This window comes from Desulfitispora alkaliphila (assembly GCF_050433185.1).
In the GTDB taxonomy this organism is placed as follows: Bacteria; Bacillota; Desulfitisporia; order Desulfitisporales; family Desulfitisporaceae; genus Desulfitispora; species Desulfitispora alkaliphila.
The window spans coordinates 23,755-40,692 of sequence record NZ_JBNPXS010000014.1 but is presented as its reverse complement, the minus strand read 5'-3'; the positions used below and the strand labels follow the sequence as shown (position 1 = coordinate 40,692).

The window sequence follows — 16,938 nt, the reverse complement described above, 5'->3', positions numbered from 1 at the left end:
ATATTATGTAATTACAAAGGATTCAGGTTAAAAACAGTAGTCTCCAGAGCTTGTTTTGGCCGCTTTAATTTAGAATTCATTTATAGCCGATTTGTGGCACTTTTATTAATTGTGGAACTGTGGGTCGAAATTTTAATTTAAAACGCTTACAGGGCAAAATAAAACGTGGATTTTTTTCAAGCCGAAGAAAAATCGGTATGAAATAGAAGTATTTATAGTAATTAAAGTTTGATTCGTTAAAATCATCGATTAAAAAGTGGATATGAGAAAACACATATATTAATAGAAGGAACTTGAAATTGAAATACATATATATATAATAGAAGAAAATTGTTTTAGATAGACCTTGCAGGAGTATTTTAGAATTATTGATATAATTAGCACGTAAAAATAAAAGCGCTTAAAGAGTACATAGAGGAATCAAGTTTTCAGCTCATCACGTTGTGGTGGGCTTTATTTTTTTGCCTTTTTCCAAGTTAGCCTTTCCTCATAGTGAATAGAGCTACTATATGTTGTGGTCTGGAAAGATAAATCAAATATATATGTACAAAATGTGCCTGAGTAATCCTTCTCGTATCATGGCGTTCTGAGTGATATATGTAGTACGCAAAATTCCCTAAAGCACTGATATGAAGGGGTTTTGGCATTATTATTTTTTCTCTTTGGCTCTTTATAAATGACGCAACATGATGCGAGTCAAGGGATAAAAAGAAAGGAGGAGAATTACATGAGCTTTCAGCAAAGCCAGATAACAGAAATACAAAAACCATCGGTATCCGTCATCAATGCAGGACCTGTGTTAAATGATTTCAACCCTCTAAAAGAGACGGTCAAACCTAAGGTAGCTTGTTACTGCAGAGTGAGCAGTGAAGAAGAACTGCGTCTAGGCTCCCTTGAGAATCAAATCATTCATTACACCAATTACATCCGATCCAAGCCTGAGTGGATTTATGCAGGCGTTTACTCGGATAAAGGAAAGTCTGGAACCGATATGACCAAACGAATTGGTTTTAATCGAATGATTCGAAAAGCAATGAATGGAGAGATAGACATCATTATTTGCAAGTCGATTTCACGCTTTGCAAGAAATGTCGTCGACACATTGGATATTGTAAGACAGCTTACGGAAAAGGATATCCAGGTTATTTTTGAAAAAGAAAGGCTTAATACTAAGAATGTGAGCAGCTCACTACTCATTAAAATATTAGCCACATTTGCTGAAGAAGAAAGCCGAAGCACATCGGAGAACATTGAATGGGCTCTCAGGAAAAGATTTGAAAGAGGCGAAGTGATGGCTGGTCAATTATTTGGCTATCAAATCACGAAGGATAAAGAATGGGCCATTGTAGAAAGTGAAGCAAGAATTGTAAGGGAAGCCTACTCCCTTTTCCTTAAAGGGAGTAACATGGCGGAAATAGCCCGACACTTCATCAGAAGCGGCTATAAAAAAAGGTCAGGAGAAATTGACTGGGACAGCGCGAATATCCGAAGCATTTTAACCAATGAAAGGTACACAGGAGATGCTCTTAGCAGAAAGACCTGCACCCTGGATTTTAGAACCCATAAGACGGTGATCAATAAAGGTCATAAACCTCAGTATTATGTGGAAGATCATCATGAGGGCATTGTGTCAAAAGAAGAATTTCAGAAGGTTCAAGAAAAAATAGCGGCAGATAATAACAAAGCCACGCCAAAAGGTGCTTATGAGAAAACTCCTTTTTCCAGTCGTATTATTTGCTCTAGCTGCGGAAAAAACTACCACCGGTTTGGCAATAAAGCAAAAGTCGTTCGATGGAGATGCGCATCAAACAGTAAGAGCCACCTTCTCTGTAAGGCAAAGCCCATAGAAGAAGCAAAAATCGAGGCACTTTTAGTTGAAGGGTTTGAGAAAAGATATGATACCGAAAAAAGAATCAATGATGGGCTTCTTATTAAGCAGCTAATCAAAGAGCTTTCCAGTGCTGAAGCAGTGAGAGAAAGGGAACAGAACCTGCTGCGGGTGGAGCTTGAAAAGCGCTTAATAGCTGAAAACAAGGCGGTTTTAAGTAACCAGGACACCGATAAAGTTAAAGCAAAGAGAATGGAAGTGGAAGAGAAAATAGCAGTAAAAACAAAGCTTTGGGAGGACTTCGATAAAGATCATCATTTTAGAGAAGCTTCCCTAAAAAGGTTAAAAGCCCTTAAGGGTTCGGATAAAGCCATTAATCAAATACTGGATATCTCTTTTATAAGAGCATGGGTGATTCACATCAAAGTGGAGTCACCTTTTTTATTTACCATCAAATGGCTTGATGGGGAAGAGACCGTCGTAGGTCAACTGAAAGGAGGGTTGTATGATGGCGCAAAATAGGAACTCTTCAGGCCTGAATCCAAGGGTTCGGATGATACCAGCCAATATGAACACTCCCAGAAGAGGCGAAGGAGAAGAAGAACAAAAGACCAGAGTGGCTGCCTATGCTAGGGTATCAACCCTTGAAGAAGAACAGCAATCGAGTTATCAGCTGCAGGTTTCCTACTTTGAAGAATACATTGAAAGGAAGCCAGACTGGGAATTATATAAAGTGTATAGCGATGAAGGTGTGACGGGGACCAACACAAAATACCGAACTGGATTTAACGAGATGATCAAAGATGCGAAGGAAGGGAAATTTGATTATATCATCACCAAATCCATAAGCCGATTTGCAAGAAACACTCTCGACTGTTTGACCTATGTACGAATGCTTAAGAACCTGGATAAGCCGGTGGGCATTATATTCGATAAAGAGGGGATCAATACATTAGACTCCCAGTCTGAAACGATTCTAGTCGTGATCGCTTCTGTTATGGAGGAGGAAAGCCGGACCATCAGCGCCAATGTAAGCTGGGGTGTTCAGAAAAGATTTTCACGAGGCATTCCCCATATACCGACAACCTACTTCCTGGGATATGATGAGGATGAAGAAGGGAATCTTGTGATCAATGAAGAGGAAGCAAAAACCGTCAGAAGGATTTTCAAAGAATTTCTTGGCGGCAAAGGCACCCCTTTAATCGCAAAAGGGCTCACGAAGGACAAGCGAAAAACCGCTAGAGGAAATACCAAATGGACCAGTGATGCGGTTCTTAAGCTTATAAAAAATGAAAAGTATTGTGGCCACGCCCTTTGCCAAAAATCCGTTACCCTGGACCCTTTGAGCCATAAACGGGTGAGAAATAAAAACCATAAGCCTCAATATTTCATAAGAAACCATCACCCACCCATTGTTTCGGAAGAAGATTGGAATACCGCTCAAAAGGAACTGGAACGAAGAAGCAGGATGCGTCACGATCCTGATGGAAAGTACCGAAGTTGCTATAGCAGCAAGGCCCCATTTTCTAACATGCTGTTTTGTGGAGAATGTGGGGTTCCGGTGCATCGAAGACGCCTTTCATCAAAAAAAGATGGAGTGCCCTATAAATTTACGGTTTGGCAGTGTAGAGTGTCGGCCATGAAAATAGAAGCTGATTACAAATGCTCTTCTAAATATATATGGGAAGAGGTAATTGAGCGGGCCTATAATGAAATGCTCTTAAAAATGACAAAGGAAATCGATGTGATTCGGGCTGAAGGTGAGGCAGCGATTCAAGAAGTCAGTCTTTCCAAAGAAGAAAATGAGAGGCTAAAGGAAGTTGAAGAGACCCTTGAACGAATCAGCGACCAGATTAGTGAAATGTCCATGAGAGAGAGCATGACCAACGATCCAATCTACGATGCGACCCTTAGGAACCTGATTTATGAGTCACAAATCTACCAGCAAGAACAAGAGAATCTACAGAAAAATAAAGAAGAAAGCATCTTCATGAAAAAGAATCTGGATATTCTTCTAGACCATTTGAAGAGCCTTAGAGATTTTGAGACCTTCGATGGAAAAATGTTTAGAGAGATGGTGGACCGGGGCCTGATTTATGATCACTATAAGATGGAATTTATCTTTAAATGCGGGATCAAGAGAAAAGCCTACGGCTGGAAACGAGGGAAAAAACCGGTGGAAAACTTGGAGGACCATGTTATAGACTAACCAAAAGAAAAAGCGTTGATTAAATAACTCCTTAATCCTTTAGAGATAGTACTTGCAATAGTTTGGCACCAATGCAAACATTACAAGCAAGTACCATTTATATAAGGAAAGGAGTTTTTTTATGGATGAAAAAGATAAAGCCATGTGGGTGCACACCCTTTGGGACCCCCTCGATGAGATGCACCAAAGTCCATTAAACAGTAAAAAAGAAGGCATTCGCGTAGCAGCTTACTGCAGAATTAGCAAAGGAAACACCAATTATAGATCTCTTGAAAATCAAGTAAGCTACTACAGTAATTACATTTACAATAAACCAAACTGGAAATTTGTCGGAGTGTATATTGATAATCAAATATCTGGTGGAACGATTGAGCATCGGCCTGGATTTAAGCGAATGCTTAGGCATGCCAAAGAAGGCCGCATTGATCTGATTCTTACCAAGAGCATAGCCAGATTTTCCAGAAATACCAAAGAAACATTAGAAGTGATTCAACAGCTAAAAGAAGTCGGCACGACCATATATTTTGAACGTGAAGGGGTGGAGGTGTCTAAGGGACTAAGTTCACTGGTTTTGGAAACTCATGCAGCTTTGGCTCAGGACTTTATGGAAGGGGTTTCAAACCTCGTAAAGTTTTCTTATCAGAAACGCCTCACTGAAGAGCGTCCTTATTTTCATGAGATGTATGGTTATGACATTGTTGTGCCTGGTAGTAAAGACATGGTGAAGATCAACGAAGAAGAAGCGGAAGTAGTCAGGTGGATTTTTAGTCAGTTTATTGGTGGCGCCACATATGCTGATATCACCAGAGAACTAATTCAACGGGGGATTAAAACGAAAAAAGGAAATGATCGCTGGTCTAACACACAAATTAGGAAAATCATCAATGCAATAGGATATACAGGAAACAAGCTTGTAAATTCAAGAAAAAAAGATCTTCTTACCGGAAAGATAACGGATAGCGGTTCTTTAGAAAATCAGTATTTAATAGAAAATAGTCATCCGGCGATTATATCGATGGATGTGTTTAATAAAGCCCAAGAATATGTTAATTCAGCTAAAAGGTCTAGGATGAAAAGCAAAGCCATTGTAAGAAACCCGATGAAAGGCCGAATTAACTGTGGTCGATGCGGGGAAGTTGTTAGGCGAAAAAATGAATATCGATATGGATGTGTGTATACAGAGGCCAGCGTTAAGCTTTGTGACTTGGAATTTATAAAAGCATATGACTTTGTTGCTATGGGCTTAAGAGGTTTATTTGAACGCATGATGGGCCTAACTGTTATAGCAAGTAAAAGCAGCAAAAACATCACCTATCAGATAGTAGATCCCCATGGTAGAGATGAGAACACTTTGAAAGAAGATTTTCGTCTGATGCTTAGAGATCTTGAGAGAATTCTTGTTAGGGTCAATCAAAATGATCATTTTGAATTCCATAGATTAAGGTATTTCACGGACATTGAAATTGCAAAGAAGCAGAATCAGGTTGACCGAGTTGAGCAGATACAGAATGAATTTGACACATTTGAAGAAAAGACCAGCTGTATTGAAAGAGATAGAGAGTATAGGAATGACGCGATTATTTGGCTAAAGACCATAAGAGGGATAGATCACTTTATTAAGTCTGCAACAATTGAACTGGTTAGGGCATGGATGACAAAGCTAACAATTTACTCAGGGTCGGCCTATGTGATCCAGTGGATTGATGAAAAAACTATTACTATTGGGGAAGAAGAAATCCCCGATATTATAAAAGCTGCAGAAGCGAAACGACAAGAGCGGGAAAAAAGAATTAAAGAGCAAAATAGACCGCTGATAAATGAACTTGTAAATTCTGAAGCATTAAACCGAAACGTTGCCAATACTGAAAGGCCCAAAGAACAAAGGAAGGAGGATAAGATAATGGAGTCCAAAGCCATAACGGCTGAACCCAATACTTCTTTAAATGCGTATAGGAATAAACCGATGAGAGATGTTGTTGTCCTAGATCGAGGCTTAACCATTAAAGATCTTGGTGATTTAAAGAAGAATATTCTAAAGAATAGAATGCTTGAGCTAAAGCAAGAAGAGAAAAAGAGACTTAGAGTTGCTGCCTACTGCAGAGTTTCAACAGAGATGGATGAACAAAAACTCTCCCTGCAAACGCAACTTGCATATTATAACTACAAAATACTGTCCAATCCTTCCTGGGAGCTTGCCGGAATCTATGCGGACGAAGGGGTATCCGGAACCAAGACAGAATTTAGGGATAGTTTTAACCGGATGATCGATGACGCCAAAAAAGGCAAGATCGATATGATTATCACTAAATCGATCTCTCGATTCAGCAGGAATGTTGTGGATGTCTTGGGGACATTAAAAATGCTCAATGATTTAAAACCAGCCTGTGTATGCTACTTTGAAAAAGAAAACTTGAAGAGCAATGATTTAAACTCCTCATTAATCTTGTCGCTGATGGCAACCGTCGCAGAAGAAGAGATTGTGTCATTATCCAATAGCATCACCTGGGGGATCCAAAGTCTTGCTCAAAGAGGGACCATTAGTCGAAGGACGGGTATGTACGGATACACCATTGATAAGAACAGGGAGTGGCACATTGTTGAAGAAGAGGCTAAAGTGGTTCGATTGATGTATGGACTGTTTAATGATGGGAAAACCATATATGAGATTATTGATCACCTGAAAGCAATGGGCATTGAGAGCCCCACGGGCAGTGAGCTTTGGAATTACAATACGATCCGACAAATGTTGAAAAATGAGAAATACCTGGGCGACTATGAATTTCAAAAATACTTTACCAAGAATGTCGGTGGCAAACAAAAAGTTAATACTGGGCAGGTGCCGAAGTACTATATAGAAGAGCATCATCCGGCCATCGTAGATCGGCAGGCATTTGAAAATGCTCAGGCACTTTTCGAAGATAGAAAAAGGGAACCCGTCCAAAATGAGAAAAAAGATGGGACGGCAGGCAGAGAAATATATTATAAGAAGTTCACTTGCACTGAATGTGGTCATGTTATATCAAGGTATGGAAGTGCTACTTATGATTCCAGAGAAGGTAGTAAGTGGCGGTGCTATAATTCCTTTAAAAAAATAGGCTCAACCTGTGATGCCTCAACAGAATTCAATGAAAGGTATTTAGATTACTATTTTGTAGCAACACTAAGAGCGATTAAAGACAACGAAATCTTTAAGCAGCAGATAAAGGCGCACCTAAATAAACTTGATTTATCAAAAGAAGAGTTGAACCATAAAACGGATTTAGAAAAACAAATGGAGGAATTAAACCAGGAGCTATACAAGGCCGTGGATACAGAGATTCAGAAGAATGGTAAGGATACAGCACTTATCAATCAGATAACCAATGACATTATTAAACTGAGAGAACAGCATTACCGTTATATTCAGAGATTAGAACAATTAGAGGAAGACAGAAGTCGGTTAGAGAAACTTATTAATTTCTGCGAAAACATGCGACCTATCTCCTTTAAGAACTACCATAATATGCGGCCACGGATAAACTTTGGTGACAGCTTGTATTCTAAAACCAATAGCGCTCGAGACGTCTCCTACATGGATTTAGAAGGTGATGATCATTTTCCTGAAGATGTTTTTAAAGAGCATGTATTATCGGCAACCTTAGATAGTGAAGGTTGTATAAAGTATAAGTTTGCAGCGGGCGTCGAGTTTGGGGCTTCGCTAAATTATAAAAAATATAAAGGGATGTTTGAAAAAGAAAAAAGAAAAATACAGATGAAGGAGTTCTTCGGTTCCGAGGAAGTATTAAGGGTAAAGGAATTTTGCCAGGAACCGAGACAGCCTAAGAAAATCAGGGAGTTTTTAGGCATTAAGAGTGAGATTTCTTATAGAAAGAGAATTCAAGAACCACTTATTAAGGCTGGTAAACTGGTCGCAGACAGGGACAAACCAGTTAATCAAAGATTATACATTTGGGTGGATTAAAAGTATACAGCTTTAGTTGAGTCATAAAATAGATGATGTTCTTTTTTATAAAGGGAACGTTATTCTTCAAAAACAAAGAAAATCATGACTAAAATAAAAACCCACTGAGTAGCTTGATAGAAATCTATCCGGCCACTTGGTGGGTTTTTTATTTGAAATAGGATTCATACAATCTGTCCATAATAGCAGAAAAATCTCCCCAGCCAGGGTTTGTACTTTTCTCCCGATCGGTTAGATAGTACTGGTATTTATAGAGCATTTTCATAGCTGTTTTATCAGCCAGGTCATTACTGCACAGATAGTAAATTAGCTCATACATCTTGATGGCTTGTACATTATCTAAACCAGTGGACCATTCTTCTGACTTTTCAATGAGCTGAATAGCATTGTGATCATTAGCAGCAAAGTACAATAATCCCTTGACAGCTATGTAGGATAGAGACTTCACTTCTCCACGATCGTCTTTATTATCCAGTAATGGCTCATATTTTGTATGTGAAGAAATTCTAGTCTCGATGGCATCCCTTAAGACTTTCTCTACCTCGTTTAATGAAGAATCCATATGAATGATGATTTCAGGTGGATCATTATCTCTCTTAGCCTCTACATAGTTTTGAGGAGAAATACCTACAAGTTCATCATACACTGCTTCATGAATTGCCAGTTTTGGAAAGGCACTGAAAATGGGGTCTAACCAGATCTCCGTAAACTGTTCAAATCTGATGCCTCTTTTAGTGATTGGCCTTCTATCAGGAGCTATAAGGAAGTTTGCATCTAGTGTAATGATTTGCTCTGGGTTCTCAATAATACTAATTAATGCGGGGTTTGGATTTTCAAGATTAATCTTCATCATCATCCTCCCCACTGAAGAAAGCATCAAGCTCATCTATGTCATCTTGAGAGACTTTAATCTCATAGCCGAATTCATCAGGCGTTTTATTGAAAAGACTTAAAGCTTCTGCAAATTTATCTTCATCAATGAGATTGTCTTCAAAGTTTCTAATGATGATCTCGATTTCATTGGGGGAAGTGCCAATATTTTTAGTTGGTTTATTCAGTTTTTGGAATTCTTCCTTATTAATGGCGAGACCGGTTTTAACATACTCACCTTCCGGATCTCTCTCATTAACAGCGTATAACTCCGTATACTGTTCTGATGATATTGCTTCGATTTCATGAAGTCTTTTAACAAGAGAACGATAAGGAAGCCACCACGTGCAGTGGAGCCTGGCGATAAATCTTAGAAGCGCTTTATGTTGGACTTTCTTTAATGAAGATGTCTTAAACTCATCGAGTACAATGCTTTCAAGAGCAGTTTCAGGCAACAAAAACTCTGCTGCAAATCGATTAGCCTTTACCTCAATAAGGCTACTTTCTTCATCTTCCGGTCTACTTAGATGCGAGCCAGTTTTTGTGAAATAGTGATACAGCTCATGAGCAATTGCAAAGATCTGTTTATCATAATAATCGGCGGTGTTAAGTCCGAAAAAAGTTAGTTTATTATTGTCTTCTTCAGAATACATAATGGCAGCAGAAAAAGCCGGTTTATCACCTTCAGGTTCGATGGGATATTCCAGCAACATGATGTCTAGATTATCAAGAATTGTAAATATGTCGTTGGCAATCGGTGTTTCAACAAAGCCTAGAGAACGGCGCTTTTCTCCAGCAAGTTTGCGGATCTCATCTATTTGTACTTCATTAAGCTTGACCGGATTCATTTTCAAATGATCTCCTTAATTGAATTTGCTGTCTAAGCGACAACATCATCGTGAACAGCTTATCTACGCCTTCCTTTTCACTATCGCTTAATGCTTCACTGCGAAGAGCAACAAAAGAGTTTGTTCTTTCCTTCTCTACAAACATTTCTGTAAGATCAAAACCCAGAACATTTGATAAGGCTTCAAACTGAACAATAGATGGAATAAAGTCTTCTCTTTCAATACGGCCAATCATAATTCTATTGATGCCAGTTAAATTTCCCAGTTCTTCTTTTGTGAACCCTTTTTCTTCTCTTAACTTTGTAATGGCTTCAGCTAGTTTTTTAGTTGATAAAGTTTTCATAGTTTGGGCCTCCTTTCAATATATAGTATGCCCTCTTTTAATTATATGATACTACAAATAACAAAATACGTCAATGGATACTGATTGACAGCATATATGAAATTAATAATAACATAACACGCAAAAAAATAATAGTAGCATATACAGCTACATGACTTAATTATGGTTGCCGGAGAGAGTGAATCCACTTGGTCCAAGACAGAAGTCTTTGCTTATCCCGGAAGAATCATTACATGATTTATTGCTTCTTATGTATTATGCTACATGACCTAAATCTTATTCTGCCGTGAATGTTGATAAGTTTTCAAATAAAAAAGCTCCATCCATTGATGGATAGAGGTACGAGCTTCTTTTTGTATTTGGAATCAATTGCTTAAGCTTGCCGTAATTCGAACTAGGTTCGAATTATATAGTAGTTTTACTCACTTGTCAAGTTTGAAAATTCTGAAAATTAACCTATATATGAGAGGATTTCTTCGAATATCAACTTTTTTCTTGACATTTGTAAATATACTAGGTTTCCTTTTTATCCTTCGCGATTCATGGCGTAATTGGTGCTATTGTGGATGCCAATAGAACTAGGAAAGATCATGTTGCTGACATGATTATTAAGAAGAACCCTAAGATTGTAGGCATCTATAGACTTACTATGAAAATGGATTCTGATAACTTTAGACAGTCAGCGATCCAAGGGGTTATGAAGCGGATTAAGGCTAAAGGTATTGAGGTGGTTGTGTACGAGCCTGCCCTAAAGGATGATGAATTCTATAACTCCAGGGTAATTAAAGACTTTGATGAGTTTAAGCAGATCAGTGATGTAATTGTGGCTAATAGGCTATCTGATGATATTAAAGATGTAGAGGACAAGGTATACACTAGAGATATATTTACTAGGGATTAAATAGATGTTAGGGGAGTTGAAGACTTATGGATTACAAGCAGTTAGATACTAGCAAAACATACCTAATTACCGGTGGTACTGGATTTATAGGTTTTTTCTTGTCGAAGAAATTACTAGAGCAGGGCTGCCGAGTAATTGGCATAGATAATTTAAATGATTACTATGATGTAAATCTAAAGCATACGCGTCTAGAGCTACTAAAGCCCTTTGAGAAGTATACCTTTATCAAAAGTGACATCTCTGACAAGGAGGTGCTCATGAAAACTTTTGAAGAGTACAAGCCTAATGTGGTAGTTAACTTAGCTGCCCAGGCAGGAGTTCGCTATTCTTTAGAAAACCCAGATGCATATATTCAAAGCAATACCATTGGCTTTTATAATATCCTTGAAGCCTGTAGACATAATCCAGTAGATCACCTTGTCTATGCTTCTTCTAGTTCTGTATATGGAGCTAATAAAAAGGTTCCCTTTGAGGAAGTCGATTTTGTAGATAATCCTGTCTCCCTCTATGCAGCTACCAAAAAGTCCAATGAATTGATGGCCCATACATATAGTCACCTGTACAAAATACCAGCTACAGGGTTAAGGTTCTTTACTGTTTATGGACCTATGGGAAGACCAGACATGGCGTACTTCGGATTTGCTGATAAGTACTTTAATAATGAGCCCATTAGGGTATTTAACAATGGCGATTTTGAAAACGACCTTTACAGAGACTTTACATACATTGATGACATAGTAGAGGGAGTAGAGAGGCTCCTAAATAATCCTCCTACTGAAGCTGTTACTCATAAAGTTTATAATATCGGAAACAACAGCCCTGAAAAGCTGATGGTGTTTATTGAAGCATTAGAGAAGGCTTTGACTAAAGCTACTGGGCGAGAAGTAGTATTTGAAAAAATATTTGAGCCAATAAAGCCTGGGGATGTGCCGGCTACCTATGCCTCTACTGAATTGTTGCAGCAAGCTGTAGGATTTAAGCCAAAGACAACCATAGATGAAGGCCTGCAGAAATTTGCAGACTGGTATGTTGAGTATTATAAGGTGAAGTAGAGGGTAATGCCTATGAACATATTTAAAAAACATGCTAAAAAATTCTACTATCTATTAGCAGTTATCCTCATATTCATAATTATGGGGTTTGCTATAAGGCCACATCTGGGACAGTATCTAGTGACCCAGGATAATCTAGAGGAAAGTGATGCCATTGTGGTTTTAATGGGAAGTATTCCCGACAGAACAGCTGCAGCAGCTGATGTATACACTGAAGGGTATGCAGATAAGGTTATGATGGTGCACTCAAAGATGGTAGGGTACGATATATTAGTCGATAAAGGGATAGACATTCCCAGAAATGCAGATGTAAGCAAAAAGATTGCCTTAGATTTAGGAGTGCCAGAGGAGAGTATATCTATTCTAGATGGTGCTGCCCAGAGCACTCAGGATGAGGCCATTTACATAAGAGATTATTTGAGGGAAAAGAAAGAGATTGAATCAATAATATTAGTCACTTCAAAATATCACTCTACAAGGGCTAAGCAGATATTCACTAAAGCCTTTGCCACCTTAGACAGGGATGTGAAAGTGATTTCATACCCTAGTGAGTACGACAATTTTAATCCTGATAAGTGGTGGCAGGATAGAGAGGATTTTAAGCGAGTAGTATTAGAGTACTTGAAGCTAACAAACTTTCATATCAGAGAGCAGTTTGAAATATAGAATAGAGAAACCATAGATGTTTTCCAATAACGAGGGGTTGTTTTTATGGAAAGGTACACGCGCATAGGGGCCTTAATGGTGATAGATGCTATTTTGATAAACATAGCATTATACGCTTCATTGGTAATAAGGTTTGATGGGCCCGGACAGATACCAGAAAAATTTATAGAGGCACTTTACACATTTGCTCCGCTCTTTACCTTAGTGTTTTTAACATGCTTTTACTTCTTTGGCCTCTACAACAGAGTGTGGAGATATGCCAGTATCGGAGAGCTATTGTCAGTTATGGGTGCAATTACCATGGGGGTAACAATCAGTATATCTATAGCTTACTTCTTTATGCCGGCAGGAGAGGTACTGCTTCCTCGCAGTGCTTATATCCTCACATGGATGCTTTGCATTCTCTTAGTAGGAGGTTCTCGCTTGAGTTGGAGGCTCTTTAGGGACTACGGCATAAACTATAACAAGCCTAAAGGGGGTAAGCCCGTCTTAATAGTGGGCGCAGGCTCTTCCGGTGTCTTGGTGGCTAAAGAGATGATGCGACACTACGAAAGTGCGGTCAATATAGTGGGCTTTGTGGATGACGACCCTCAAAAAAAGGGACTTCAGATCTTAGGGATAAAGGTTTTAGGAGACAGAAGCCATATTAAAGAGCTGGTAACCCAGTTTTGTATTCAGGAAATAGTACTGGCAATACCCTCTGCTGAGGGGAAGGTTGTCAGGGAGATCATAGATATTTGTCATGAGACAGAGGCAGAAATTAAGATATTGCCCGGTATGTATGATTTAATAGAGGGAAATGTAAAGGTCAGTGAGATCAGGGAGGTACAGCTAGAGGACTTATTGGGACGAGACCCTGTGAAAGTGGACTTAGAGGGGATAAGTCAGTACGTGCAGGGACAAGTTGTGCTAGTCACAGGAGCCGGTGGCTCCATAGGCTCTGAGCTATGTCGTCAGCTAGCTAACTTTACTCCTAAAAGGCTTTTAATGCTGGATAACTGTGAGAACAATCTCTACAGTATAGAGATGGAGTTGAGAAACGACCCTCACTTAAAGATATACCCACTGGTAAAGGATATAAGGGATAAAAGTGCCATTGAGCAGGTCTTTAAGATACATAAGCCAGAGGTAGTGTTTCACGCAGCAGCCCATAAGCACGTTCCTCTAATGGAGGCAAACCCAGAAGAAGCTATTAAAAACAATGTAATGGGAACACACAATGTGGCTCAGGCAGCAGATACCTTTGGTGCCAGCAAGTTTGTTTTGATTTCTACCGATAAGGCTGTTAATCCCACCAGTGTCATGGGTGCATCTAAACGAGTGGCGGAGATGTTTATCCAACAGCTAGACAAGACCAGTGAAACAAACTTTGTAGCTGTCAGGTTTGGCAATGTGCTGGGAAGTAAGGGCAGTGTGATCCCTCTGTTTAAAAAGCAAATTTCCCAGGGAGGACCAGTTACTGTAACCCATGAGAAGATGGTTAGGTACTTTATGACTATCCCAGAAGCAGTACAGTTGGTCATTCAGGCAGGTGCCATGGCCAGAGGGGGAGAGGTATTTGTCCTGGATATGGGAGACCCGGTTAAGATTATGGATTTAGCCAAGAGTCTAATCAAGCTCTCAGGATTTGAACCCGGTGAGGATATAGAGATAGTTGTAACAGGGATGAGACCAGGAGAAAAGCTATATGAAGAACTACTAACAGCAGAAGAGGGAGTTAATGCCACAACTCATAAGCGGATCTTTGTGGCAAAGCCCAATGAGTTAGATCGAGAATTAATCGAAGAAACAATATTTGGCTTTCATAAAGGCGTTCTGCCAAAAAGCCAGAGCGAAACAGAGGCATTTTTAAAGCAGTTTATACCTGAGTATAAGGTAGTTGAAAACAAGATGACAGGGTAACTAGATCAGCTTAAATGCTAAAAACAACAACCCTAGCCACAGAGGGATGCTAATCATCACTCCATTAATTAGTCCTTTGAAAAAATTAGTTTCCTCGTTAATGTTATTAATGTTAATTCTCCCCTTTCCTTGTACTAGTTTAACCAGTCGAGGGTTGCTTAAACTTAAAGAGATAAAATCTATAAAGTTAATGTAAAAAGGGAAAAAATAGATATTACCGGTAAGTATGATCGTGAAGTTCAGGAGATTAAGAATAAGCTTAATCAACTTGAAAAAGCGACTGTGCATGAGGAGCTGAATAAGTGAAGTGAATAAAAAAGAAAAGCTAGCTGCCTTTGAAGGCATTAATACAGATATATTAACGGGAAACAAAAAGAATAAAGAGATGGTAAAAATGTTTCTACAGGGTCTGCCCTATAAAGAAATAGCTGCACAGTACGGCTTGTCTAATAGCAGAATCGGGCAGATATTGGATCGTCAGGCTAGACGAGCTAATTATTATAAGAAACTACAAAATGACCAGGAGTATCAAGAGCTGGTGAAGACTTATGTAGAGAAGTTAAAAAATTATGAACCTATTAAGATAAGTAGTGACTTGGAAGATAAGTTGAACCATGAGATAGCTCTTAATGAAGCGAAGCTACTTATGGGTGTCAATGAAGATACTGAACCAGAAAAGTTCAGTAAACAACCAATTATAGATTATGCAATATCTCTTACCCATCTGTATGGCTTGGTCCATAAGGATAAGGTTGTAGAGATTTACAATTCCCAAAATGAAGATAAGATTGATGGACAGGCTATTAGCGATATTATGAAAGAGGTACCCAAGGAACTAAAAGATAATTTTGTCGAGATACATAAGGATTATTTTGTTGCTGAATCAATCTTGGAGTTTCGTGATTTTGATGAGCAATTAAGGCAAAGTAAAGGAAAGCCATATTACATCCCGGAAAAAATGGAGCTTCTCAAATATAAAGATGAACTATACTTTGAGGAAAACAAACAATACAAAGCTTTGAAGTTTTACCTAGCTAAAAACCTCCTTGACGGAGATGATTATAAAGCGGAAATGTTAAGTGAGGATATTCAAGGAGTTTGCCAGTTCGGATTTTCAGTAAATAAGATTTTTGATATCTTTAACAACAGGAATGTAAATTTTAAAAGTGAAGAGCAAGTAAACGAAGTAATGCAGCTGGTCATGGATCTGGCGAACAATACACGGCTCTGGGAGAACAACGGCCACACACCCCAGGAGATTTTTGAGAAATATGAGAAGCCACATTTAAGACCGTTGCCTAAAGAGCCTTTTGAGTTTAAGGGGAGCGAGGAGTCAAACGTCATAAGCTTCAAAACTGGAAAGAAAGTCGGCAGAAATGATCCATGCCCCTGCGGTAGTGAGAAGAAATATAAGAAATGCTGTTTAGGGGAGTAGTTTGTGGAAAATAAAATAATTGAAGTACTATATGTAACCCAGCTTATGTGGAAAGGAATATATTAGATGTATTCTAAGGATTAGAAATTTGACCTTTGCCACTATTGTAGCGGGGAGATTTTATTATAGGGGTTATAATAATTATACTGGGTAGTGTAATCACTCTTGTTCTTACGCCTAAGGTCTAGCAATAAATTTTCCCAATAAGAGAGTAACTGCATATCTCCTTCTAATAAGGAATCTAATAATGAAGCATTAAAGTTAGGATTGTCATGTTCAATTTTTGATAATGAAAAATTATTAAGAAATAATTTAACGTGTTCTAACTGTCTTTCTTTTAATCGTTGAGGATGATTTTTTGGACGGACTGCTCTTTCAAATAATAAAATACGCATATTGTCATTTAAGATTTGTGAGCGGGCTATTTTGTTTAAAAGTGTTTTAGAGGCGTTGTTAATATCAGATAGCCGTCGTATGTGATCTGGAATTGTATCATGATATAAATATCTATTAATAAAAGAAATCGGTTGGTTAATCGCATTGCTTATTTCTATTGGGTTCATATGGTAGTCATTTATTAGCTTTTTTATATGGAAGTGTTTAAAGCACCAAGAGGTTGCTTCAAGTGTGATTACTTTTTTTAAAATACGAAGTAGTCGTTTCTTTTCATTAGTTGAATTTACTAAATTACATAGGATTAATTTATTTGGTTGTAATAATATAATAGCAGAATACTCCCTAAAGCCCTCGATTAATATATACTTGTGAGAGCTAATTTCTTCTACAACTAATACAGAACGATGGTAGTCTAGGCTATCCAATGCTCTCAAACGTTTTTGGGCAGTATCTTTAGAAATTTTGTCATAATAAAAAGTACTTATGTTAGTTGGAAGAATGTTTACATATACTATTTTATTAGTCAT

Annotated in this window: 11 protein-coding genes and 1 pseudogene; 8 read left to right on the top strand and 4 right to left on the bottom strand. The window is 38.4% G+C overall.

Features of this window, described 5'->3' with window-relative positions:
* The first annotated feature begins 727 nt into the window (after window positions 1-727).
* The 3 genes from GGQ84_RS06930 to GGQ84_RS06920 all read left to right on the top strand — a co-directional run bounded on the left by GGQ84_RS06930 (window position 728) and on the right by GGQ84_RS06920 (window position 7,998).
* Complete coding sequence (locus tag GGQ84_RS06930) at window positions 728-2,350, top strand: recombinase family protein (protein ID WP_429160988.1); 1,623 nt, start codon at window positions 728-730, stop codon at window positions 2,348-2,350.
* Window positions 2,334-4,037 (top strand): recombinase family protein, encoded by a 1,704-nt coding sequence (locus GGQ84_RS06925; RefSeq protein WP_429160985.1) that lies wholly within the window; start codon window positions 2,334-2,336, stop codon window positions 4,035-4,037. Before GGQ84_RS06930 ends, GGQ84_RS06925 begins: the two co-directional genes overlap by 17 nt.
* Window positions 4,038-4,158: 121 nt before the next feature.
* Window positions 4,159-7,998, top strand: a complete 3,840-nt coding sequence (locus tag GGQ84_RS06920; protein ID WP_429160982.1) for a recombinase family protein — start codon at window positions 4,159-4,161, stop codon at window positions 7,996-7,998.
* Between the two features lie 148 nt (window positions 7,999-8,146).
* Here GGQ84_RS06920 and GGQ84_RS06915 read toward each other — a convergent pair whose 3' ends face one another.
* The 3 genes from GGQ84_RS06915 to GGQ84_RS06905 are packed head-to-tail and all read right to left on the bottom strand — an operon-like array spanning window position 8,147 to window position 10,059.
* Window positions 8,147-8,848: a hypothetical protein gene (locus GGQ84_RS06915; RefSeq protein WP_429160980.1), complete on the bottom strand. Its 702-nt coding sequence runs from the start codon at window positions 8,846-8,848 to the stop codon at window positions 8,147-8,149.
* On the bottom strand, window positions 8,838-9,716 hold the full coding sequence (locus GGQ84_RS06910) for an ImmA/IrrE family metallo-endopeptidase (RefSeq protein ID WP_429160978.1): 879 nt from the start codon (window positions 9,714-9,716) through the stop codon (window positions 8,838-8,840). The genes GGQ84_RS06915 and GGQ84_RS06910 overlap by 11 nt, the downstream gene beginning before the upstream one ends.
* Entirely contained in the window at window positions 9,697-10,059 is a 363-nt protein-coding gene (locus GGQ84_RS06905) for a helix-turn-helix transcriptional regulator (RefSeq protein WP_429160975.1), read from the bottom strand. The genes GGQ84_RS06910 and GGQ84_RS06905 overlap by 20 nt, the downstream gene beginning before the upstream one ends.
* Before the next feature lie 541 nt (window positions 10,060-10,600).
* Here GGQ84_RS06905 and GGQ84_RS06900 point away from each other — a divergent pair.
* The 5 genes and pseudogenes from GGQ84_RS06900 to GGQ84_RS06880 form a co-directional block, all read left to right on the top strand.
* A pseudogene (locus GGQ84_RS06900) lies at window positions 10,601-10,960 on the top strand (UDP binding domain-containing protein); the annotation flags it as partial.
* Between the two features lie 26 nt (window positions 10,961-10,986).
* Complete coding sequence (locus GGQ84_RS06895; RefSeq protein WP_429160972.1) at window positions 10,987-12,012, top strand: GDP-mannose 4,6-dehydratase; 1,026 nt, start codon at window positions 10,987-10,989, stop codon at window positions 12,010-12,012.
* A gap of 12 nt (window positions 12,013-12,024) precedes the next feature.
* The gene (locus tag GGQ84_RS06890; protein ID WP_429160969.1) at window positions 12,025-12,678 is read left to right on the top strand and encodes a YdcF family protein; all 654 of its coding nucleotides are present in this window, start codon (window positions 12,025-12,027) and stop codon (window positions 12,676-12,678) included.
* 45 nt (window positions 12,679-12,723) lie between these two features.
* The gene (locus tag GGQ84_RS06885; RefSeq protein WP_429160966.1) at window positions 12,724-14,580 is read left to right on the top strand and encodes a polysaccharide biosynthesis protein; all 1,857 of its coding nucleotides are present in this window, start codon (window positions 12,724-12,726) and stop codon (window positions 14,578-14,580) included.
* Window positions 14,581-14,887: 307 nt separating this feature from the next.
* On the top strand, window positions 14,888-16,015 hold the full coding sequence (locus GGQ84_RS06880; RefSeq protein ID WP_429160963.1) for an SEC-C metal-binding domain-containing protein: 1,128 nt from the start codon (window positions 14,888-14,890) through the stop codon (window positions 16,013-16,015).
* A gap of 101 nt (window positions 16,016-16,116) precedes the next feature.
* Here GGQ84_RS06880 and GGQ84_RS06875 read toward each other — a convergent pair whose 3' ends face one another.
* Complete coding sequence (locus tag GGQ84_RS06875) at window positions 16,117-16,938, bottom strand: hypothetical protein (protein ID WP_429160960.1); 822 nt, start codon at window positions 16,936-16,938, stop codon at window positions 16,117-16,119.